Origin of the sequence: Selenomonas sp. oral taxon 126 (assembly GCF_001683335.1) — a bacterium.
Lineage (GTDB): Bacteria > Bacillota > Negativicutes > Selenomonadales > Selenomonadaceae > Centipeda.
On record NZ_CP016201.1, the window covers coordinates 865,639 to 886,560 of the forward strand.

21 protein-coding genes are annotated in these 20,922 nt (G+C 58.3%); 6 read left to right on the top strand and 15 right to left on the bottom strand.

Features of this window, described 5'->3' with window-relative positions:
* Positions 1-79: 79 nt before the first annotated feature.
* The 10 genes from AXF19_RS03805 to AXF19_RS03845 form a co-directional block, all read right to left on the bottom strand.
* Positions 80-607, bottom strand: coding sequence for a cysteine hydrolase family protein (locus tag AXF19_RS03805; RefSeq protein WP_066845269.1), 528 nt, complete (start codon positions 605-607; stop codon positions 80-82).
* 99 nt (positions 608-706) lie between these two features.
* Positions 707-970 (bottom strand): type II toxin-antitoxin system RelB/DinJ family antitoxin, encoded by a 264-nt coding sequence (locus tag AXF19_RS03810; RefSeq protein WP_066850028.1) that lies wholly within the window; start codon positions 968-970, stop codon positions 707-709.
* 121 nt (positions 971-1,091) lie between these two features.
* Positions 1,092-1,376: a cell invasion protein SipA gene (locus tag AXF19_RS03815; RefSeq protein ID WP_066845272.1), complete on the bottom strand. Its 285-nt coding sequence runs from the start codon at positions 1,374-1,376 to the stop codon at positions 1,092-1,094.
* A 175-nt stretch (positions 1,377-1,551) separates the two neighbouring features.
* Positions 1,552-2,175, bottom strand: a complete 624-nt coding sequence (locus AXF19_RS03820) for an N-acetylmuramoyl-L-alanine amidase (protein ID WP_066845274.1) — start codon at positions 2,173-2,175, stop codon at positions 1,552-1,554.
* Positions 2,172-2,345: a hypothetical protein gene (locus AXF19_RS14540; RefSeq protein ID WP_009440724.1), complete on the bottom strand. Its 174-nt coding sequence runs from the start codon at positions 2,343-2,345 to the stop codon at positions 2,172-2,174. The genes AXF19_RS03820 and AXF19_RS14540 overlap by 4 nt, the downstream gene beginning before the upstream one ends.
* An 81-nt stretch (positions 2,346-2,426) precedes the next feature.
* The gene (locus AXF19_RS03825) at positions 2,427-3,248 is read right to left on the bottom strand and encodes an ion transporter (protein WP_066845277.1); all 822 of its coding nucleotides are present in this window, start codon (positions 3,246-3,248) and stop codon (positions 2,427-2,429) included.
* 166 nt (positions 3,249-3,414) lie between these two features.
* Positions 3,415-4,776 carry an alanine/glycine:cation symporter family protein gene (locus AXF19_RS03830; protein ID WP_066845280.1) on the bottom strand — a complete coding sequence of 454 codons (1,362 nt, stop codon included), beginning with the start codon at positions 4,774-4,776 and terminating at the stop codon, positions 3,415-3,417.
* A 337-nt stretch (positions 4,777-5,113) separates the two neighbouring features.
* Positions 5,114-5,878, bottom strand: a complete 765-nt coding sequence (locus AXF19_RS03835; protein ID WP_066845283.1) for a hypothetical protein — start codon at positions 5,876-5,878, stop codon at positions 5,114-5,116.
* 44 nt (positions 5,879-5,922) lie between these two features.
* A complete protein-coding gene (locus tag AXF19_RS03840; RefSeq protein ID WP_237141687.1) occupies positions 5,923-6,435 on the bottom strand; it encodes a hypothetical protein in 513 nt (170 codons plus the stop codon).
* A gap of 156 nt (positions 6,436-6,591) precedes the next feature.
* Positions 6,592-7,815 carry a Fic family protein gene (locus AXF19_RS03845; protein ID WP_066845288.1) on the bottom strand — a complete coding sequence of 408 codons (1,224 nt, stop codon included), beginning with the start codon at positions 7,813-7,815 and terminating at the stop codon, positions 6,592-6,594.
* Between the two features lie 433 nt (positions 7,816-8,248).
* Here AXF19_RS03845 and amrA point away from each other — a divergent pair, with 433 nt between their 5' ends.
* The 5 genes from amrA (at position 8,249) to AXF19_RS15065 (ending at position 17,438) form a co-directional block, all read left to right on the top strand.
* Positions 8,249-9,631, top strand: coding sequence for an AmmeMemoRadiSam system protein A (gene amrA, locus AXF19_RS03850; RefSeq protein ID WP_066845291.1), 1,383 nt, complete (start codon positions 8,249-8,251; stop codon positions 9,629-9,631).
* 268 nt (positions 9,632-9,899) lie between these two features.
* Complete coding sequence (amrS, locus tag AXF19_RS03855; RefSeq protein WP_442983838.1) at positions 9,900-10,781, top strand: AmmeMemoRadiSam system radical SAM enzyme; 882 nt, start codon at positions 9,900-9,902, stop codon at positions 10,779-10,781.
* A 196-nt stretch (positions 10,782-10,977) separates the two neighbouring features.
* A complete protein-coding gene (locus AXF19_RS03860) occupies positions 10,978-12,480 on the top strand; it encodes a WG repeat-containing protein (protein ID WP_066845294.1) in 1,503 nt (500 codons plus the stop codon).
* Positions 12,481-12,658: 178 nt separating this feature from the next.
* Positions 12,659-14,236, top strand: a complete 1,578-nt coding sequence (locus tag AXF19_RS03865; RefSeq protein ID WP_066845298.1) for a WG repeat-containing protein — start codon at positions 12,659-12,661, stop codon at positions 14,234-14,236.
* Between the two features lie 310 nt (positions 14,237-14,546).
* Positions 14,547-17,438, top strand: a complete 2,892-nt coding sequence (locus AXF19_RS15065) for an autotransporter outer membrane beta-barrel domain-containing protein (RefSeq protein ID WP_237141688.1) — start codon at positions 14,547-14,549, stop codon at positions 17,436-17,438.
* Between the two features lie 67 nt (positions 17,439-17,505).
* On the opposite strand, the gene AXF19_RS03875 is transcribed toward AXF19_RS15065, so the two are convergent.
* Entirely contained in the window at positions 17,506-17,943 is a 438-nt protein-coding gene (locus AXF19_RS03875; RefSeq protein WP_066845300.1) for a hypothetical protein, read from the bottom strand.
* Positions 17,944-18,040: 97 nt separating this feature from the next.
* Complete coding sequence (locus AXF19_RS03880; protein ID WP_066845302.1) at positions 18,041-18,448, bottom strand: hypothetical protein; 408 nt, start codon at positions 18,446-18,448, stop codon at positions 18,041-18,043.
* 136 nt (positions 18,449-18,584) lie between these two features.
* On the opposite strand from AXF19_RS03880, the gene AXF19_RS03885 reads away from it, so the two are divergent.
* Positions 18,585-19,625: a threonine aldolase family protein gene (locus AXF19_RS03885; RefSeq protein WP_066850035.1), complete on the top strand. Its 1,041-nt coding sequence runs from the start codon at positions 18,585-18,587 to the stop codon at positions 19,623-19,625.
* A gap of 305 nt (positions 19,626-19,930) precedes the next feature.
* Here the strand turns inward: AXF19_RS03885 and AXF19_RS03890 are convergent, their stop codons facing one another.
* From AXF19_RS03890 to AXF19_RS03900, 3 genes are read right to left on the bottom strand one after another with little or no spacing between them, the layout of a single operon-like run.
* Entirely contained in the window at positions 19,931-20,158 is a 228-nt protein-coding gene (locus AXF19_RS03890) for a hypothetical protein (protein ID WP_066845305.1), read from the bottom strand.
* A 3-nt stretch (positions 20,159-20,161) separates the two neighbouring features.
* Positions 20,162-20,641, bottom strand: coding sequence for a DUF3990 domain-containing protein (locus tag AXF19_RS03895; RefSeq protein ID WP_066845308.1), 480 nt, complete (start codon positions 20,639-20,641; stop codon positions 20,162-20,164).
* Positions 20,638-20,853, bottom strand: a complete 216-nt coding sequence (locus AXF19_RS03900) for a DUF3791 domain-containing protein (protein WP_066845311.1) — start codon at positions 20,851-20,853, stop codon at positions 20,638-20,640. The genes AXF19_RS03895 and AXF19_RS03900 overlap by 4 nt, the downstream gene beginning before the upstream one ends.
* Positions 20,854-20,922 lie beyond the last annotated feature (69 nt).

Consider the following 20,922-nt stretch of genomic DNA (forward strand, 5'->3'; position numbering starts at 1 on the left):
CCTTCCACCGCTCGCGCGGTCCCCCTTCCCCGTCATAACGGGGAAGGCATCAGCTTCTCCCGTCAGAGCGAAGGAGCGGTCAACCTGTTACCCGCTCACCGACCTCCACCTGACACATCCGCATCGCCGCGAGCGCATTCGCGTGACTCTCAGGCGTTACCCCCGCGCAGCAGGAGGCGTCGACGGAGACGGGCTTCTCCGGATAGAATGCCTTCACGAGGAGGGCGTTGGAGATGACGCAGATGTCGGTGCACAGGCCGACGAGTTCGATCTCGTCGTAGTCCGCGAGTGCGGCGGGCAGCGTGGTCGCTCCAAAGGTGGGCTTCTCGATCACTGTCGCCGCGCGCACGAAGGGTTGCAGCGCGGGGGCGATCTCCCACCCTGCTGTGGCGCGAATGCAGTGCTCGACGGGCAGTTTCTTCCCCTCCTGCGTCTCGAGGTAGTCCGCGCCGTGCGTATCCATGGTGAAGATGAGCGCCGTGCCCTCTGCGCGCGCGGCGGTGAGCTTTTCGACCATGCGCGGCAGCATCTCCTGCGCCTCTCGCGTCCCGAGCGCCCCGTCGATAAAGTCATTCTGCATATCCACGACAACAATTGCTTTGCGCATCGTGTTTTCCTCCTTTACTCCCCGAACAGATCGGCGTGCGTTCCCGTCGCTGCCGCAGACAGTATCAGCCGCTGGTTCGTATAGACAATCTGATACACGCTAGTCCTCCAACATAGATGCGACTGCTGCCTCTGCGGAGGAGAATGGTCCATGCAGATTCTTTCCCGTGCGGCTGTCACGCACCGCCTCCATCAAGTCTTCGGGCAATTCATAATGAGCCACGGAGAACGGAATGCCTGCGCGGGCGATGGACGCCCGCAGAAAAATCTGGATTGCTGTCGCTGTATCAAGTCCGAGGCTGGCAAAGAGGTCATCTGCCTCCTGTTTCACATGATCCTCGACCATCAGTTCAAATCGCGTCATGATCTGCACCTCCATATCTGATGTAGCTTCATTATACCACATTTCCGCGCATTCGATGCACGCAAAACGGGCGACTCTACAAAACTGCTTCGTAGAGTCGCCCATTCCGTACAGGGAACGCTCAGGTATTCTTCGCAATGATCGCGCCGATGACGGCACCCGCGATGATGGCGGTGTTGACGCTGCCCTGTGAGTACTTCTTGCCGTCCTTCTTCTTGCGCTTGCCGCCCCATGCGAGCTGCTGCATCTCGGCGCTGCCGTCCGCCGTGGTGAACGCCGTCTGCGTGACGCGCTGCGGCGCATTCAGTGCGCTCGCGGAGACCTCCGCAGCACCGACAGCACCATAGCCGAGCACGCCGACGAGGGCAGTGACCGCCGTTTTCTTCATCATCTTTGTATTCATCATGTGAATCACATCCTTTTCGCAATTGGAGAAATCTCTTCCCGTTACATGGATATAGTACCGCCCTCACATGGGAAATCCATTCGATCAGAATGCGAGTTTTGTTAGGAGTTGCTCCTAATTTTTGACAAAAGGATGTCAGTGCATAAAAAAAGACTGACAAATGCCAGTCTTACTCTTAGAGAACACCGTGCTCCCGATAATACTGCGCCTTGCCGCGCAGGACATCGCCGCCGCGCGAGCCGTCCTGTGCCCACGGATTGAAAACGGGGCTCTCCGCCATGCCGAGGTACTCGAGATCCCAGCGCTCGCAGGTTGTGCGCGGGCCGTAGGGCGCGTGAGCACGCACGCCGTCCTCGTTGTCCGCTGCCTCGCCGTGGGTCATGACGCGCTCCCTGTCGATCGTCAGCCAGAGTCCATCCGCGAGCGCCGTCACCGCCATTGCCATCGACTCGATCTGGGCGGCGGTCGGCGGCTCCGCTCCGAGATCATCGGTCGTTGCGCCGCACGCCGCGAGGAGGGCGATGCTCACGCTCCCGCTGTTGCGCAGGTAGGTCGCGGCAAGTACCTCGTCAAGCACGCCCGCGCCGATGACATAGATTCCTCCATCCGCGTCGATCTGCACATGGTAGTCCGCGAAGAACTGCCCATAGTGCCCCGCTGTCCAGTGCAGATACACCTTCGTCTCACGCGCACACCGCGCAGCAGCGTACATAAGGGGCACACGGTACGCCGCAGCGAGTTCCCGCAGCTCGGCACAGGTGACGCGTCGCATGGCGGAGGGCGGGAGGATGGCACTCATCGCGTCCCCTCCTTTTCCCCACGCATCATGACGGTGCGCCCGAGGAAGCCGATCAGCCCCGAGGCGATGTTGCTCGTCAGCTCCGCGCTCCCGTAGAATACGGACAGGATCGCGACGATGACGAGTCCCGTCCCGACCATCCAGTCCACGCGCGGCAGATAGTTTCGCATAAAAATTCTCCTTTCTCGTGTCCGCAAATTTCCTTCCATATAGAAGTACCTGCTGCAAACAGGAAAAAGGAGAGGTTCTATCTATTCTTTTGCGGCAAGCTGCCGTTTTTGAAGCAGTTCCTCGATCTGCGAAAGGTGCGTGCGGATCTCCGCCTCGATCTCGTTTGCCGTACGCACATCGGGCGGCGCGTTCTTCGCCGCTTCCTCGGCAGCCTTCTGCTTGGCTGCCTCCGAGATGGATCCGACCGCCTCCACGACGATACCCACCATGACGTTCAGCAGGGTGATGGCCGTGAGCAGAATGAAGATCAGGAAGTATATCCACGCATAGGAATACACTGCCATGATCGGGCGCGCAACGGCGGTTGCCCACGACTCGAACGTCATGACCTGAAACAGGGTGAACATGGAGCCGCCGATGTCCCCGAACAGCTCCGGGAAGTCTTCTCCAAACAGGCTGCTGCCGAAGACGCCGAAGATGTAGAAGATGATGAAGAGCAGCATCAGCGCCCACGACATGCTGGGGATTGCCTTCAGCATGGACGATACGAGGATCTGCAGCTCGGGGAACTCGGCGAGTGCCTTCAGCAGTCGGAAGATACGGAACGCTCGGATGACCGAGACACTCGAGGAGATGAAGATGATGGAGGTGAGGACGATCACGAAGTCGAAGATATTCCAACCCTCTGACCAGAAGCTCCGCCGATAGACGAGCAGCTTGGCGACCAGCTCAATGGTGAAGATGACTAGGCAGCCTTTGTCGATTGCCTCCAAAAGCGCGATCTCATCGACGGTCAGCGACCGGCTCGTCAGTATGCCGAGGACGGCAGCATTGAGGATGATGACGAAGGTGATGATCTTCTGCGTATGCTTCCAGTTGAGTGCTTTTTGCAGTATCTCCATAAAATAATGACCCCTCACGACAAAAGGTGCGTCAAAAACGCACTGCTCTGATGTAGACCGGACAAGAAAGCGGAATCCGCCCCCTTGTGAATTGCTTCCACATTATAGCATAATTACAGCGGGCGCGCAAGAACTGCACACCCGCCACGCCAACACTTTCTATGCCCTATTTCTTCGTCCGTCCCCCGCGCTGCACCTTGTCCAGATAGCGGCGCGTCTCGTGGACGACAATGCCGGAGAGCGCGATGAGCGCGATGAGGTTCGGGATCGCCATGAGCCCGTTCACAATGTCGGCGAGCACCCAGATCGCCTCGAGCTTCAGGAATGCGCCGCACGCAATGAGTGCAATGAAGACGATGCGGTACGGCAGGATGGCGCGCATGCCCGCGAGATAGAACACGGCACGCTCGCCGTAGTAGTTCCAGCCGAGGATGGTGGTGAACGCAAAGAGCGCGAGCGAGACGGTGAGGAGTGCGCCGCCGATTGAGCCGTAGAGACTCGAGAACGCCGCGCCCGTCATTGCCGCACCCGCCACATCGCCGTGCCATGCGCCCGTGAGGACGAGGACGAGCCCCGTCATGGAGCAGATGATAATCGTATCAATAAATGTCCCCGTCATGGAGATCAGCCCCTGCTCGGCGGGCTCCTTCGTCTTTGCCGCAGCCGCTGCAATCGGCGCGGAGCCAAGACCCGACTCGTTCGAGAAGACGCCGCGTGCAATGCCGCTGCTCATCGCCATCATGACGGTCGAGCCGGCGAATCCGCCCGCCGCCGCCGTGCCCGTGAACGCGCTGTCGAGAATGAGCGCGATCGCCGCCGGGATCTCGCCGATGTGCATGAGAATGATGCCCGCGCAGATGACGACGTAGAGCACCGCCATAAAGGGGATGATCCGCGCGGCGACCTCAGCGATGCTGCGGAGCCCGCCGATCGTGATCGCCGCAATGAGCACTGTGAGCGCGATGTCGGTGATGATGCGCGGCACGCCGAAGGACAGCTCCACGGAGTCCACAATGGCGTTGACCTGCGGGAATGTGCCGATACCAAAGAACGCAACGAGCACCGTCGCAGCCGCGAAGAAGCCCGCGAGCGGACGATATTTCTCACCCATGCCGCGCCGAATGTAGTACATCGGACCGCCCGCGATCTCACCGCGCTCGTCCGTCGTGCGGTACTTCACGGCGAGCAGTCCCTCCGCATACTTCGTCGCCATGCCGAAGAACGCCGCCATCCACATCCAGAAGATTGCGCCGGGGCCGCCGACCTTCACCGCCGTCGCAACGCCGACAATGTTGCCCGTGCCGATGGTCGCGGCGAGCGCCACGCAGAGAGCCTTGAAGCTTGAGATATCGCCCGCGCCCTTGTTCTTTGCCCTGAGGATCAGAGAGAGTGCGCGCGGCAGGTGCACAACCTGGATCAGCGCGAGGCGCACGGTGAGGAGGATGCCCGTCCCCACGAGCAGCGTGATGAGCGGAACGCCCCAGAGAAACGAGTCAATGGCGTTCAGCATGGGAAGAAATGATTCCATGTCCATACCCCCTAATTCATTTATTTTCATTTGGTTCAAAAATGAAAATATGCGGGTATTTTACCATGATAAAGCATGAAATGTCCATGTATACATGAAAGGAGGCTGTTTTACAGGGAATCGCTGATAAAATGAAGTCCGTCAGATTGGTGCAGATTTTTTGTCCTGTCAAGGAGACAAACCGGACGCATAGCAAGAGCTATGTGGAGGATTTGTCGACACAGAGAGGGCGAAAAAGATGCGCCAAGATGCCGGTGCTGAATTTATCAGTGCTTCCACAGGTATACGGAAACAGCCTCCGCACCGCTGCGCGAAGGCTGTGTTTTAATGAAGTTAATCAGTTCCAATACTTTGTCAGCATAATATGATCCATATAATTGCCGAAGACAAGATACTCCTCGCCCCCGATGGCATAACATCCACTGAACGAATATGTATCATCGTAATGAACCCGCGGAACGCTCTTCATATGATACGCCTCTGCGAATTCGTACGGCTCGTTCGTGCAGTTCAGCCCCGACCGATCCAGAGAAGCAGGACTGCCCCGCATCAGGATAATGCGGTCAACCGTGTCCGCATCAAACGTGACCGCAACCCGCAGCGGCGCATAATACCAACCGTAGGTGTTCACATAGGGGTTCAGATTCCCCTGCTGCGTGGGCGCGCCGATCGTCTTCGTCACCTCCGCCGAGGTCATGCCGAGGTGGATGCCCGCGATGGACTCGTTGAACGCGGGCTTTGCCGTGCGGTGCAGCATCTGAGCGTCGTTCAGTTTGATTGCGTCCTTGTCCGAGCGGCGGATGTCCCACGTCAGATACAGATTCCGTGTACCCGTACTCTCCAAAATCTCGAACCGCCCCGCGCCGTGCGAAGTCCCTCCCGCAAAATCGTACGCCGCGAGAACGGGGCAACCGTTGATATATCCGTCATGAATCTGAAGGATGCAGTTGCCGTCAGCATCGTACCAGTCCCCCTCCATCAGGTTCAGCGTCTTCGTTACATACTGCTGCTCCATCTGCGCCGCCTCTGCGGGCTGCACCGCTCCGATAACGAGGGAGACAGCAAAAAGAAATGCAGCGAGAAAGCATTTAGCGGTTGTCATATGATGCTCCTTTCGAGATATTTTCGAGATATATGAGTCTTCCTTTATTCGTACCCGACGATGCCGATGCGCGTGATGCTGCCGCCCTCCGCGCTGAACACGATGGCAATCCCGTATGGATCGAGGTAGACAAAGCTCTCGTTCCCGCTCTCACTCCGCGAGTACCGATGCGGCTTGCCATACGTGCGCATGACCGCGTCCGCAGGGTCGCCGACCGTCACGCCCGCCGGCGTTGCAATGCCGTTGTGCGCGGTGCTGATGATAAACATTGCCATATCCTTGACGAAGATGACCTGAAACGACGTGCCGTAGGTATACGTGTCCATCATCTCATCCATCGCGGCGCTCTTCACCGGCTCCGTGCGCTCGGTCGGCGCGCCGTAGATCGCCTCGACCTCGCTGCGCGGCGTGCCGACCATGATGCCGCCAAGCGCGATCTCCGTGCTCTGCAGAACATGATCGTCCGAATTGATCTGAGTCACGCCCGCAGCTGCGGCAACTGCCGAAAACGCCAGTACGAACGCGGCAGCCAGAGTGACAATTCTCTTCCTCATCATTCTCATCCTCCTTGCAGATGTTAGAATCTCTTTGATTTTTTTCGACAAAAGACGGTGATTTCCTTCAAGCAATGAACGTTGCCAAGTAGTTGCAAACTTGTTGGAAAGTTTTCTGTAGAGGCACGATGGAGAGAAGCATATGCCTTCGCTTATCCGCTATTTATGAGCGTTCCCTTCATCAAAAGGCTCCGTACGCAGCATATAATGATAGGGGCGGCTCGTCCGATTCTGATATATATGGGCTTCCGGAATATGCTTCAATTTCGCATAGATCGTTGTCTCTGTCTTGTCGAGGGTTCGTGCGATCTCGGAGACGGTCGCGCCGACATCCGAAAATACCGATGCTTGCAGAAGTACATCGTATACACCGCGCATCGTTTTATCATTGACATCTGCCACTACGATATCGTGGTATTTCCGATACCGCTGCAACCGTTCCGCGAGCACCTCAGCCGTATAGTCAATCGCCTCATGAACGAAATGCAGCGTTCCGATGATGAACGGCGTCATATCGCCACAGTTCAGAGACGATGTTGTCTCGGCAAACAGCTTATAGTAGCCTTTCCTGCGCTTTTTGATGAGGAGGGAGAGCTGAAGCGCAACCGTCGGATGGAACTCCCGCGCGAGCAGATAGGTCGTAATAAAGCGCGACATACGCCCATTCCCATCATAAAACGGATGAATATAGCCAAACAGATAGTGGAAAATGGCGATGCGATAGAGCAGGGGCATTTGCTCCTCATGCAGCAGAGCAAGCGCCTGCTCCATATCGCGCACGATCTTCTCCTCGGGATAGCTGCCGCGATGAATCGTCTTTTGCGAAGGCGATACGATGTCCACAGAGCCCTTGCGGAACAAAGACCCGTCGGGAAGGTTCGCCGGATCCGCACGGCGGATTTCGTCGGCGATAAAGGTGTCAAAGAGTGCACGCAGATCGGCGGGCGTCCCGAGAGCAACTTCCTCTCCCTGGAGAATCCGCGTGTATTTGTTGACGACGCCCCCCAGACGCATCCGCAGGCGATCTGCAGGCGCAGTCTCCATCGCCGCACGAATCTCGCGCTTCGTACTGTGCACGCCCTCGATCGCGTTGGTCGCGAGAATCTCCTGCACGAGGCAGGTGTGCAGGAACTGATCGATTCCTGCTGTCGGTACGTGTGCAATATGCCCGAGGAGTGCCGTGAAGTCCCGTCCGATTGCCTCCTGCAGGAGCGCAAGCTCCTCCGTATAGCAGTAAAATGCCGGGTAGGTCTGCGTTCGACCATATTCCTGCAGGATAAAATTGAGATGGCGCGTCATCGGGCTCGTACGGCGGCGCTCATGCTCCGCACGCCACTGATGCTCATCCCTCCGATAGAGATGGGAGAGAGATTCATAAGCCATGTCACGCACCTCCAAAAAACGGCTCTTTCTCATATGTTACGGAGAATCGGAAATAGCTCCGTGCGATGCTCCTAAGCAAACCCTAGTGGAGCAAGCGGAGCAAAGCGTTCGACTCGCCCCCTGCGGATTTCTTTCGTTCAAGCGTAGCGCGTTTAAGAAGTCCGCAGGTATTTAGGCGAACGAGAACGCGACCGCTTGCGTAACTAAGCGTTTGCGTGGAGCAAGCACGGAGTCATTCCGTAACATTTATCATAGAACCCAAAAAACACCCAATTTTTATATATGAAACCACTGAAATATAAAAAATAGGAATTTTTTATATTTCACTCCCATAGTATACCGTTCTATTGTTTGGGAATCAATCAAAATATGCAGGGCTTTTTCATCATGCGGCGAATCAATAGAGTACAGAAGTCCGAGAGGAGGAGTATCCATGTCCATCTTAGCAGCCTATGTTGTCCCGCATCCGCCGCTCATCATCCCCGAGGTCGGGCGGGGCGAGGAGAAGAAGATCCAGCTGACGGTGAATGCTTACGAGCGCGCGATGAAGGAGGCGGCGGAGCTCGCGCCCGATACGGTCATCATCGCGAGCCCGCACACGGTCATGTATGCCGACTACTTCCACATCGCGCCGGGCGAAACGGCGTCGGGCAGCTTTGCCCAGTTCGGCGCGGAGGGGGTCACGGTGACGGCGCACTATGACAGCGTACTCGCGAAGGAGGTTGAGATGGAGGCTGCGGAGGCGGGCATCGAGGCGGGGCCCGTTGGCGGACGAAATGCCGCGCTCGATCACGCCGTCATGATCCCGCTGCGCTTCCTGTACGCGCACACGCGGGACTTCCGCGTGGTACGGCTCGGCATCTCGGGGCTCTCTCCGCTCGATCACTACAACTTCGGCAAATGCGTTGCACGCGCCGTCAATACGCTCGGACGGCGGGCGGTCTTCATCGCGAGCGGCGACCTCTCGCACAAGCTGACGCCCGAGGGACCGTACGGCTTTGCGCCCGAGGGGCCGCGGTTCGACAAGGCGTGCATGAAGTACCTCGAGGAGGGCGACTTCCTGAAGCTCCTGCGCATGGAGCGCAGCATCTACGAACCGGCGGCAGAGTGCGGGCTGCGCACGTTCTGGATGATGGCAGGTGCGCTCGACGGGCAGGCACTCAAGATCAAGAAGCTCTCCTATCAAGGGCCGTTCGGCGTCGGCTACGGCGTTGTCTCCTGCAAGGTGACGCGCGAGGATGTGCGCCGCAGCTTCACCGAGCGCTACGAGATGTTGGAACGCCGCGCACGCGAGGAGCGGCGCGCCGCCGAGGATGACTATGTGCAACTCGCGCGGCATGCGATTGAGACCATCGTCCGCACGGGGAAACTGCCGGAGCGTCCGCAGGGACTTCCATCCGAGATGGCGGAGCGCGCGGGCGTATTCGTCTCGCTCAAGAAGGACGGGGAGCTGCGCGGCTGCATCGGGACGTTCGAGCCGATGGCGAAGAATATCGCAGAGGAGATCATGCAAAACGCCGCTTCCGCCGCCCTGCGCGATCCGCGCTTCCCGCCCGTGCGCGAGGACGAGCTGGACGAGATCATCTACTCCGTGGATGTGCTCACGGAGCCGGAACTCGTGCGCGGCGCGGACGAGCTCGACGCGCGGCGATACGGCGTCATTGTCGAGTCGCGCGGGCGCAAAGGGCTCCTCCTGCCCGATCTCGCGGGTGTCGACACGGCAGAGGAGCAGCTGCGCATTGCGCGCAAGAAGGGCGGCATCCCTGAGGACGCCGCCATCCGCATCTGGCGCTTTGAAGTGACGCGGCACACGTAAGATGAACATCCCTGCTTACACGCGGCGCACTGCGCGGGTGCAGAACAACGTGTCCCACGGAGCAGGTGCGCGAGGCTGCTCTCGGAGCGCCCCTTTCGGCTCACTGTGTTCGCCACTTCCCCCGCTCTGGCGGGGGAAGCTAATATGCCGTAATGCAAAGCCTCCCCCGCTCGACACGGGGGAGGGGGGCCGCGTGAGCGGTGGTAGGGGCGTCTTGAGCGTTTTGGGAAGACAAACAAAGGGCTGTTGCACGAATCAAAAAATAACTTTGTGCAGCAGCCCCGACCATAAGAATGCGCCTCTGCATAACAGTGCAGACGCTCGTGTTACCTGCGAACTCTGTCCCCATGCCTGCCGCCTCGCTACGGGTGAGACGGGCTTTTGCCGCGCGCGCGAGAATCGGGGCGGCGTCATTCGTTCGAAGAACTATGGACGCGTGACTTCGCTTGCGCTCGACCCGATCGAGAAGAAGCCGCTGCACTACTTTCACCCCGGCAGCTTTATCCTCTCGGTCGGCAGCTTCGGCTGCAATCTTGCCTGCCCCTTCTGTCAGAACGCCGCGATTGCAATGGCGGACGCCTCGATTGAGACGGAGGATGTGTCCCCCGCACATCTCGCCGCACTTGCCGCAGAGCTCAGCCGCCGCCCGCCGGGCAATCTCGGCGTCGCCTTTACGTACAACGAGCCGCTCCTCAGCTTCGAGTACATTCTCGATACCGCGCCGCTCCTCCATGCAGCGGGGCTCGCCGTCGTCCTCGTCACGAACGGCACAATCTGCGCGGATCCGCTTGAGCGCCTCCTCCCACATATCGACGCGATGAACATCGACCTCAAGTGCTTTCGGGAGGACGGATACCGACGCCTCGGCGGCGATCTTGGGACAGTCAAGGAGACGATCACACACGCCGTCCTGCGCGGCGTCCACGTCGAGGTGACCTCGCTCATCGTCCCCGAGATGAACGACAGCGCGGCGGACATGGAGGAGGAGGCACGCTGGCTCGCCGGCCTCTCGCCCGAGATCCCCCTGCACATCAGCCGCTATTTCCCGCGCCACAGGATGAACACACCGCCCACGCCGATCGCGACCATCGACCGCCTCACAGAGATCGCCCGCCAGAATCTGCGGCATGTCCATCGCGGGAACTGCTGAATAAAGTATTGTATCCCTTTGCAAGATACGGTATGATAGATGATAGGAAGCCCTGATAAATTCAGCCCGATCATCTTGGCGCATCTTAATGCCGTAATCCCAAGCCTCCCCCGCTCACAGCGGGGGAGGGGGACCATGCAAGCGGTGGTAGGGGCGCTCCGTGTACGAGTAAGGTATTTCAAAGGAGATGACGCACATGACAAAATCCAAGAAGCTGCGCGGCATGATCGCAGCAATGACGGTGACAGGACTCCTGCTCGCAATGCCAACTTCTCAGGCGGCAGAGGAGAGCCGCACCGCAGCACAGATACAGACGGAGCAGACTGTGCCGGCGAACGCCCCCTTTGCCATCGTCCGCCAGGGAAAGAAGTGGGGCGCAGTCACACCGACGGGCGCACTCGCAATCCCGGCGGAGTACGATGAGATCACATCCTATTCGGCGGACGCACTCGCCGTCCGTCAGGGCAAGAAATGGGGTGTCGTCCGCCTCGATGGAACGCCCATCGTCCCCGTTGCCTACAAGACCATCTATCCGATGTCAGGGGACATGATTGTCGTCGTGGATGCCAAGGACAACTACGGCGCATACAACACGGGCGGCAGTCTTATCCTGCCTGCCGAGTACAAGTATATCAGTCCGTTCAACGACGGTATTGCCAAGGTCATGCACAAGGACAAGAAGGATGTATTCTACCGGAGCGACGGCAGCCTCCTGTCGGATGCGACCTACGACGCGGCGCAACCGTTCTCGGAGGGGCTTGCCGCCGTCAAAACATCCAACGGCAAATACGGCTTTATTGACAGGGCGGGCACCATGGTCATTCCCGCTGCCTACGATTGGGCAGACTCCTTTATGGAGGGGCTTTGCGTGGTCGAGGTCAAGAAGAAATACGGCTTCATCGACAAAAATGGCACAATGGTCATCGCCCCGCAGCTCCGCGCGAAGCAGATGCGCGGCTTCCATGACGGGCTTGCAATGGTAAAGGAAAAGAAGCACTGGGCGTTCATCGACAAGACGGGTGCAAAGGTAATCCAGACGAAATACGAGGATGTTGACCCGTTCGATCACGGTCTTGCCGAGGTACGCCGCCCGGTGAAATCGACCAACTTCCTTGGTGCTGTTCTCACGCTTGGTGCTGCAACCGCAGGACATTTTATATACGACAGCGTTATTCTGGATGATGAAAAGATCAAGCGCGGCTACATTGATCGAAACGGTGTGGAGGTCATATCGGCAAAGAATGACTACAACTCCCCCTTTTATAACGACATGGCGCGCGTCCGCATCAAGTACAAATGGGGTCTGGTCGATCGCGCGGGGGCATACATCATCGAGCCGAAATATAAGGACATACACTTCTTCTACGACGATCTCGCTGCGGTGCAGGACGGCGACAAATGGGGCTTTGTCGGGCGTGACGGCGCTGTCGTGATTGCGCCAAAATACGATGAGGTAAAGGACTTCAGCGAGGGGCTTGCCGTTGTCCGTCAGGGACAAAAATCCTTCTTCATCGACAAGACGGGGCGCGTCCCCTTCCTCGTCCCGAGCACGATCACAGATCTTGGCATGTTCATCGCAGGGCTTGCACCCGCGAAGATCGGGGACAAGTGGGGATTCATCGACCACGCGGGCACTGTCGTCATCCCGCCCACATATGACGAGACGCGCACGCATCAGTACACAACGGACAAACTCTAGGGAATCGCTGATAAAATAAACCTGCAGATTGGTGCAGAATTTTTGTCCTGCCAAGGAAACAAATCCAACGCTGCAAAGGCTATGTGGAGGATTTGTTGACACAGGCAGGGCGAAAAGGATGCGCCAAGATGATTGGGCTGAGTTTATCAGTGCTTCCTAAAATAAGGAGATGACGCACATGACACAACGCGGGAAGCTGCGCAGCATGATTGCGGCGATGACGGCGACGTGCCTCCTGCTCGCAATGCCCACCTCTCAGGCGGCAGGGGCGGGCAGCAGCGCAGTACAGATGCGGACGGTAGAGGGCACGACCACCGCAGCAGCGGAGCAGAGTGCACCCCTCGCAGCAGAGCAGCTCGATCGCGCCCCCGCCGCCGAGATGAATGCCGCTCCCGTGCGCGCGTCCGCCCCCTTTGCCATTGTCCGCGCAGGGAAAAAATGGGGCGCACTCACACCTGCCGGCACACTCGCGATTCCGGCGGAGTACGATGAGATCGTCCCCTACGCCGAACATCTCTTCGCCGTGCGGCAGGGCGGGAAATGGGGCATCGCGGGTGCAGACGGCAGGATGATCGTCCCTGTATCCTACAAGAGCATCGATCCAATGACGGCAGATACCATCATCGTACAGGACGCAAAGGATCGGCGCGGCGCGTACGATGCGGCAGGGCATCTCCTCCTGCCCGTAGAGTTCCGCGCCGTCAGCCCGTTCTACGATGGTGTCTCCTGCGTCGAGCAGAAGAAGGACAGATTCGTTTTCTTCCGCCGCGACGGCAGCCGCCTGAGCAGCGAAACCTATGCGTGGGCGCGCCCGTTCTCGGAGGGGCTTGCTGTCGCCGCAAAATCCAAGAAAAAGGCAGGCTACATTGACACGACGGGGACAATGGTCATCCCCGCGAAATACGAAGCCGCACAGGACTTCAGCGAGGGGCTTGCCCCCGTCATGCACAGGGGGAAATGGGGCTTTATCGACAAAGCAGGTGCATTTGTCATCAAGCCGAAGCTGCGCACGGACAGCATCAGCGGCTTTCACGAGGGACTGGCGCTCGTAAAGGAGAAGAAGGGCTGGAACTTTATCGACCGCAACGGGAAAAAGGTCTTTCATACGCGCTATGAGGCAGTCGCGCCATTTGAAGGGGGACTCGCGGAGGTCGGGCGCGAGACGCGGACGGCGAACATCGGCGGTTTTCTGCTGAAAACCCTCGTCATCGTCAAGAATCTGCCCACCTTCGGCAGGGACATCGAGATGTTCGACGAGAAGATGAAGCGCGGCTACATCGACAAGACCGGCGCCGAGGTCATATCCACCAAGCACGACTACATCTCCGACTTTGAGGACGGCATGGCTCTCGTGCGGAGGGGCGGCAAATGGGGCATGGTCGACCGCACGGGCAGCTACATTGTGGCGCCGGAGTACAGTGCGCTCCGCCGCTTCTCCGAGGACATGGCGGCGGTGAAGGACGGCGACAAGTGGGGCTTTGTCGGACGCGACGGCCAGATCGCAATCGCGCCTGCCTACGAGGAGGTGCATGACTTCCACGAGGATCTCGCTGTCGTCTCCAAGGGACAAAAATCCTTCTTTATCGACAAGACGGGGCGCGTCCCCTTCCTCGTCCCGAGCACGATCACGGCGCTCGGCGACTTCGCATCGGGACTTGCCCCCGCGAAGATCGGGGAGAAATGGGGCTTTATCGACCACACGGGCACGATCGTCATCGCCCCTGCATACGATGAGGCACTCACCTTCTTTCAGTAAAACATCATCTTCCCTCAACAACATATAATGCGTCAAAATAGGACTCTAACGCGCAGTATCGCACTACAGTCCTATTTGTATGCGGAAAATTTTAAGAAAGCGCAGAGAACAGGCAGGGCACGGCACGCGCGCCCCCACGAAATGACGGGACTCTGCTCCCATCTAATATAACCGCCATAATGCAGCAGACAAACGGAATGAATCCCGCCTCATTCCCTACGTTTGCCCCATTTACGCATACGATTGGCTATGTTATCAATGTAATTGATATATTTTCATTAGGACAGGCACGTTGAAAGGAGTCAATGCTATGAATCGCAGGGGACAGGTGCGTCTGGGCGCACTGATCGCGGCAGGGCTGGCACTCGGATGGGCGAACGCATCTGCATCACCAATCGAGGACAATCATAATATCACGGTGACAGACGGCAGTCAGCGCGCGGTATACGGTGGAGATGCCGAGCTGCGGCACGATAACGGAGACGGCACGGCATCGGCGAGCAGCAATACGCTTACCGTGCGGAGCAATGACGAGCTCGGCTTCCTCGCGGGCGGCTGGGTCGAATATCAGCGCTACGATAACGCGACAGCGCCGGGCGCGACCACGCTCACGGCGAGCGGGAACACCGTCACGCTCACGACGGGGAAGACGACTCATCTCTACGGCGGCAACATCCGCGTCTATAGTACGCAGGGAGGTCCCGTCACCTATCGGACCAATGAGAATACAATTCTCGTTAACGCGGGGGGCACGCAGATCGGCGACCTCTACGGCGCACACATTGAGCAGAAGGCTGCGGGTGCGGGCACATCCTTTGCCGCCGAGGCAAAGAAGAACCGCGTGACCAACACGGGCGGTGCGATCAATCACGCCACCGCCGCCTCGGTCGATCTCATCGGAACGGATGCCACGCGCGTCAGCGTGACGGTTGATGACAACGACATCAGCGGCACGGGCGGCAAATACTCCTATGTGTTCGGCGGCGGCTTCGGCTCGATCAAAACGGACAGCGGCGCAGCGGAGACAACCGTCACAAACAACGATATCACGATTGAAAGTGGCACGCTCAAAGATGGATTCTCCGCAGGGGGCGGATTTGCCAGAGCCGAGACGAGGCGCGGCGCTGCGGAGGCACACGCGGACAAAAACACTGTCACCCTCAGAAATTCATCGAGCACCAATGGCGGCTACAGCGGCGGAACGGCCTATGCCAATGCCTCGGGTGCGGGCGCAACTGCATCGGCAAATGAGAATGTCGTCGCCATCACGGGCGGCACCTATTCGAATGGGCGTAATGTCACAGGCGGCTCCGCAACCGTTCGAAACGGTGCGGGTACAATCCTTGCCACGGCAAACGCGAACCGCGTCACGCTCAACCCTACGGGCGCCATATGGGAGGAGATCACCGGCGGCAGGGCGCTTGCGAATATGACAAATGCTGCATCCACGGCAACTGCAAGCGGCAATATCCTCACACTCAACGCCGGCAGCTTCGGGGAGTCTGTCTACGGCGGCGATGCGAGTGCCGCGTCGAACAGCAGTACGGCAGTCGCCACTGCCGAAAGCAACGAGGTCTACATCCGCGGCGGCAGCTATAAGAACGCAATCTACGGCGGGCGTGCAACGACGGACGGCTCTGCGGGAACCTCGGCAGTCGTGCGCGGCAATATCATTGAGATCTCAGGGGCGCCCAATCTCAGCAAGGCCGAGCTTCACGCCGGCACTGCTACGGCGGCAAACGTGACGCGGGAAAACAATGCGCTCATCGTACGTGAGACGAAGGGGATCACAGCCAAGAGCATTGCAGATTTTCAGCGGCTCACATTCTACGTGCCCGCAGGCATGACCGCAGACGACACCATGCTGCGCGTCACCTCCAGTGCAAATACGAACCTGAGCGGTACGGCTCTTGAGGCGTATCTGCCGGGCAGCAGTACGGCGAACCGCCTCCGCCTCCTCTACGCAGAGAACGCGCAGATTGATACGGACAGCGCGACCACGATGACCGTCTACGAGGGCGTCTCGGGACATCGGACGGCGAAGATGGGCGTCACGACGAATAAGAAGGAGCTCATCGTAAAGGTTGACGGCAGCGCCATCGACGGGGGCACAACGCCGCCGCCGAATCCGAATCCCAATCCAAATCCCAATCCGAACCCGAACCCGAATCCAAACCCGAATCCAAACCCGAATCCGAATCCCAATCCGAACCCAAATCCAAACCCCAACCCCAACCCCAACCCGAATCCGGGCAATAACAACTTCGTTCTGCACGAGAACACGAAGTCCCTCGCCGAGACCATGACTGGCACGGCGGCATTTCTCGGTGCGAGCGGCGACCTCATCGCGGGCGGCGGCATGCAGAGCGCCTCTGCCGAGGCGGCGGGCGCGGGTGGATTCGCCCCCTTTGCTGCAATCGGCGGGTCGAGTCTGCGCCACGAGACCGGTTCGCACGTCAACGTCCGCGGCATGAATCTCGCCGTTGGCTTCTCCCGTGAGGTCATGCGCGGCAATGACCGCCTCCTCTTCGGCCCCATCGTCGAGTACGGGCGCGGCAGCTACGACTCCTACCTCGACGACGGTACGCACGGCGAGGGCAATACCCACTACGTCGGCGGCGGCGCCTTCCTGCGCCAGGAGAAGAAGGGCGGCATGTTCTACGAGGGCAGCCTGCGCTTCGGGCGCATGAGCACGGACTATGAGGCAGACCTTCCCGTCGGAGGGATCACGCGCCGCGCATCCTATGACACGGATGCGAACTACATCGGCGCACATCTCGGCGTCGGGCACACGGCCAAGGCGGAAAACGGCACGGAGCGCACGCTCTATCTCCGCTATTTCTACACGCGCCAGAACGGTGCGAGCGCAACCCTCTCAACGGGCGACCGCTATGACTTCCACGCCGTCGACAGTCACCGTCTGCGCACGGGTGCGCGCTGGACGATCCCGCAGGGGAGCGGCGCACTCGTCCTCGGTACCTCGCTTCAGTACGAGTTCAAGGGCGAAGCCGGTGCAACCTACCACACGGGCGGCTTCTCCTACGACACCCCCGCTCCCTCGCTCAAGGGACTCTCCGCGAGCCTCGAACTCGGCTGGAAAGCTCCGCTCAGCAGGAATGCCACCGCCGACCTCAGCGTCGAGGGCTGGGCAGGCAAGCAGCGCGGTGTTACCTTCAAGGCAGGACTGGATTGGAGGTTCTAAGACGGCATCGTGCCAAACGGTCAATGACCATCGTTTTATACAAAATGCCCCCTATGCGGGGGCATTTTTATTGACGATACATCAGTGGATCCACCTCGGAGCGGATCCCATGGAGCGCAAGCTCCTCTGCCAGCTGCTTGGTCGTGCGCAGCAGCAGAGCACGGGACGTGCGCCAGACCGTCTTTTTTTCGTATGTGCTTCCATCATAGATATAGCGGCGGCTTTTCTGCCCATCCTTCTTTACGATCTGCATCTCCCCCATAAATGTAAGGTTCCCTTTGGTGGCTCGGCAGAAAAAACGCACGACGCAGATCTCATCGAGCGCATAGATCTCCTCTGCGGTACCGCATAGTCCGTGGTAAAACGTAATCAAACGACCGTCCTCGATGCGCAGCACATCATAGTATATATCCTTCCCCCGAGAACGCGCGAGAAACCGTACCGTCAAGACACCCACAGCGATACCCGCTGACAGCAGTACCGTGATCCAAATAATATCTTCCATCTAAATACCTCCTCTGCCTGCATCATAAGAGAAATCACAACAAAGACCTCCCGCACCATCCACAATGCGAGAGGTCTTTTGTCCTGTGATAAATCCGTTACAGCATCGCAGAGACGGCTGCCGCCGTTGCAGCAGACCCCTGTGCAGCCTTCGACATGAGCAGCGGATCCGCGCTCTGTTCGCGTGCCTGCCGCTCGATCTTCTCGATCGTTTCGGAGACGAGATCCTTGCCCGCCTCGGGGTGCGAGCCGCGCGTCACGATCTGGGAGACGAGCTTCGTCCCCTCGTAGATCTGCGTGATGACCGAGCCGTCCGCAAGCACGCGCGTGATGACGGTATCGCCGACCTTCTCCGCCCAGTCACGTGCCTCTGCCGCCTTCGATTCCTTCAGATTCTGCAGCATCCGCGCAAAGGTATCGGACGTATCCTCCTTTGCAGAGACATTACGCCGCGCAGACGATGTCGGTACAACGCCGCCACTGCCATAGATTTTCTCCAGCTCCATTCATGTCCCTCCCTTCGCGCTTCCTGCGGATTCTTGATGTCCTTACCTTTACTATCGGAGAAAAACGCGATGTCCTTAACGATTTCCCTTGAATTCCGATAAGTTTTCCGATAATATAGAATCATACAAAAAGGAGATGAGGACAATGGGTGAACTGCTTTCGTTCGGCTCGGACTATATGGAGGGCGCGCACGAAGAAATACTGAAACGGCTCGTGGAGACGAACATGGAGCAGACCATAGGCTACGGTCTGGACGAATACAGCGAAGCGGCGCGGGAGAAGATCCGCAAGGCATGCCGCGCGCCGCACGCAGAAATTCACTTCCTCTCAGGCGGCACACAGGTCAACCGCATCGTAATCTCGGCGCTGCTACGCCCCTACGAGGGCGTCATCGCCGCCGATACGGGGCATATCAGTGTGCACGAAGCGGGCGCAATCGAGTGCGGCGGACACAAGGTGCTCGCCCTCCCGCATACGGACGGCAAGCTCACCGCGCGCGCGATCGAGAAGTGTCTGCGCGCCTTTCACGAGGATGCAAACCGCGATCACATGGTACGCCCCGGCATGGTCTACATCTCGCACCCGACCGAATACGGCACGCTCTACACGATGGACGAGCTCGAGATCATCAGCGCCATCTGCCGCACGAATCGGATTCCCCTCTTCCTCGACGGCGCGCGTCTCGCCTACGCCCTCGGCTGCCCCGCAAATGAGCTGACGCTCGCCGCCATTGCGCGGCTGTGCGATGCGTTCTACATCGGCGGGACGAAATGCGGCGCACTCTTTGGCGAGGCAGTCGTCTTTCCGAAGCCCGGTATTGTGCCGCATTTCTTCACCATCGTCAAGCAAAGCGGCGCACTCCTCGCGAAGGGGCGCGTCCTCGGCATCCAGTTCGACACCCTCTTTACGGACGGACTCTACGAGCGCGGCGGTGCGCATGCCACCCTTATGGCAGACCGCATCCGCGCGGCGCTCACGGAGAAGGGTTATGCGCTCGCCTCCGATGCGCCCACGAATCAGATCTTCCTCGCGCTGAGTCCCGCACAGCTCGCACACCTTTCCGCCCACGTCGGCATGAGCTTCTGGGAGAAGCAGGGCAAAGTGACCGTCATGCGCATTGCGACCAGCTGGGCGACGCAGGATGCGGACGTGGAGCGGCTGATCGCGCTGCTTTAAGCGCTTGACGCAGACGCGCACACATGGTAAAATAAAGATATAAAAAGGGCACTGTCTAGCGGTCGCCCCCTAATATGCGAAGAGAATCCCCCGCCAAGGTTTGCAGCGCAAGGCGGGGATTTCTCATTTACCGTTTAACCGATATGACCAGTATGGTGAACACTACAAGAAACGTGAGAAATTCGTAGGTCTCCATCTGAATCCCCCCTTTCGGGGGCTGAGTGACCGCCCTTTCGACAGTGCTTGCGTATAGTATAGCACAGGAACATACGTATGACAAGAAAATCCCCTTGACGTTACGTGCGTCAAGGGGATTTTCCGTCTCCACCCATCTCCGTCAACAACTGCGCCAGCACCCTATAGTCCAGGTACTGAATCCCCTCCATGCCCTGATGGATCTGATCTGCCAGTTCACTGCTATAGTATATGTCCATGGCTTTTTCCAACGACACCGATCGATCTGCAGCAATCTGAGCGATAATGCGCTCCTCCAGCCTTTCCTGATAGATCTGCTCCAAAACATTCTCATCCATGGCTCACACCTCAAAGTAGGAATCATAGGTCAGCATTTGCTCAATGGCTCTCTGGGTGATGAATGCAATCTGGTCATAGTTGGGATAGACCTTGATTTCCTTTAGCGCTCTCTCCTTGTCCCAGATCCCCGTGTGATACAGGTCAACCACCCGAAACACCTTATCATTCGCCACTTTTCCTGAAATCAGGTCGTAAGCCTTGTATTCCGGATCACCATCCCGACACTTGCAAACGAAGTCTATCCACTCCATCATATCTTCCGGAAAGGTTTTATGTTTTAAATCCCCCACATCCTCTGCCATCTCATAACAGTTCACAACGGGCTGCCTGCCCTTCTGCAGTCCTGCCTTGCGCCGCGCCCACCGCATAGCCTGTTCTTTGACGCTGGTTACATAGAATCCCTGTCCGAAGTCAAGACGTCGGTATGAATGCAATACATCAGGCATCCTAATTACTTCCGTTGAACCATGGTAGACAATCACACACACATCCCCCTGTTCATCAGGTATTCCTTGATATCATCCACCAGATAGCCGCTGCCTTGCGTATGGAGGATGTCGTAGTTTGGCACAAGATATTCGTCAATGCAGCCTGTCTCTCGCATTTTATGGTAGACCTGCTTGGGAGAGAGGTTCCACTTAGCTGCACAGGCATGAATCATATAGACAACAAATTCCATAGCATCCTGATTCATCGTCATGCCTCCCCTTCCACCACTGTAGAACTATTTATCATCGATTCCTTTTAACAGACCGGTATGAGA

Excerpts from the sequence above, each read along its gene's own strand:
- AXF19_RS03805 (WP_066845269.1), bottom strand. The coding sequence starts at position 607 with ATGCGCAAAGCAATTGTTGTCGTGGATATGCAGAATGACTTTATCGAC.
- AXF19_RS03810 (WP_066850028.1), bottom strand. The coding sequence starts at position 970 with ATGACGCGATTTGAACTGATGGTCGAGGATCATGTGAAACAGGAGGCA.
- AXF19_RS03815 (WP_066845272.1), bottom strand. The coding sequence starts at position 1,376 with ATGATGAATACAAAGATGATGAAGAAAACGGCGGTCACTGCCCTCGTC.
- AXF19_RS03820 (WP_066845274.1), bottom strand. The coding sequence starts at position 2,175 with ATGAGTGCCATCCTCCCGCCCTCCGCCATGCGACGCGTCACCTGTGCC.
- AXF19_RS14540 (WP_009440724.1), bottom strand. The coding sequence starts at position 2,345 with ATGCGAAACTATCTGCCGCGCGTGGACTGGATGGTCGGGACGGGACTC.
- AXF19_RS03825 (WP_066845277.1), bottom strand. The coding sequence starts at position 3,248 with ATGGAGATACTGCAAAAAGCACTCAACTGGAAGCATACGCAGAAGATC.
- AXF19_RS03830 (WP_066845280.1), bottom strand. The coding sequence starts at position 4,776 with ATGGAATCATTTCTTCCCATGCTGAACGCCATTGACTCGTTTCTCTGG.
- AXF19_RS03835 (WP_066845283.1), bottom strand. The coding sequence starts at position 5,878 with ATGACAACCGCTAAATGCTTTCTCGCTGCATTTCTTTTTGCTGTCTCC.
- AXF19_RS03840 (WP_237141687.1), bottom strand. The coding sequence starts at position 6,435 with ATGATGAGGAAGAGAATTGTCACTCTGGCTGCCGCGTTCGTACTGGCG.
- AXF19_RS03845 (WP_066845288.1), bottom strand. The coding sequence starts at position 7,815 with ATGGCTTATGAATCTCTCTCCCATCTCTATCGGAGGGATGAGCATCAG.
- amrA (WP_066845291.1), top strand. The coding sequence starts at position 8,249 with ATGTCCATCTTAGCAGCCTATGTTGTCCCGCATCCGCCGCTCATCATC.
- AXF19_RS03860 (WP_066845294.1), top strand. The coding sequence starts at position 10,978 with ATGACAAAATCCAAGAAGCTGCGCGGCATGATCGCAGCAATGACGGTG.
- AXF19_RS03865 (WP_066845298.1), top strand. The coding sequence starts at position 12,659 with ATGACACAACGCGGGAAGCTGCGCAGCATGATTGCGGCGATGACGGCG.
- AXF19_RS15065 (WP_237141688.1), top strand. The coding sequence starts at position 14,547 with ATGAATCGCAGGGGACAGGTGCGTCTGGGCGCACTGATCGCGGCAGGG.
- AXF19_RS03875 (WP_066845300.1), bottom strand. The coding sequence starts at position 17,943 with ATGGAAGATATTATTTGGATCACGGTACTGCTGTCAGCGGGTATCGCT.
- AXF19_RS03880 (WP_066845302.1), bottom strand. The coding sequence starts at position 18,448 with ATGGAGCTGGAGAAAATCTATGGCAGTGGCGGCGTTGTACCGACATCG.
- AXF19_RS03885 (WP_066850035.1), top strand. The coding sequence starts at position 18,585 with ATGAGGACAATGGGTGAACTGCTTTCGTTCGGCTCGGACTATATGGAG.
- AXF19_RS03890 (WP_066845305.1), bottom strand. The coding sequence starts at position 20,158 with ATGGATGAGAATGTTTTGGAGCAGATCTATCAGGAAAGGCTGGAGGAG.
- AXF19_RS03900 (WP_066845311.1), bottom strand. The coding sequence starts at position 20,853 with ATGAATCAGGATGCTATGGAATTTGTTGTCTATATGATTCATGCCTGT.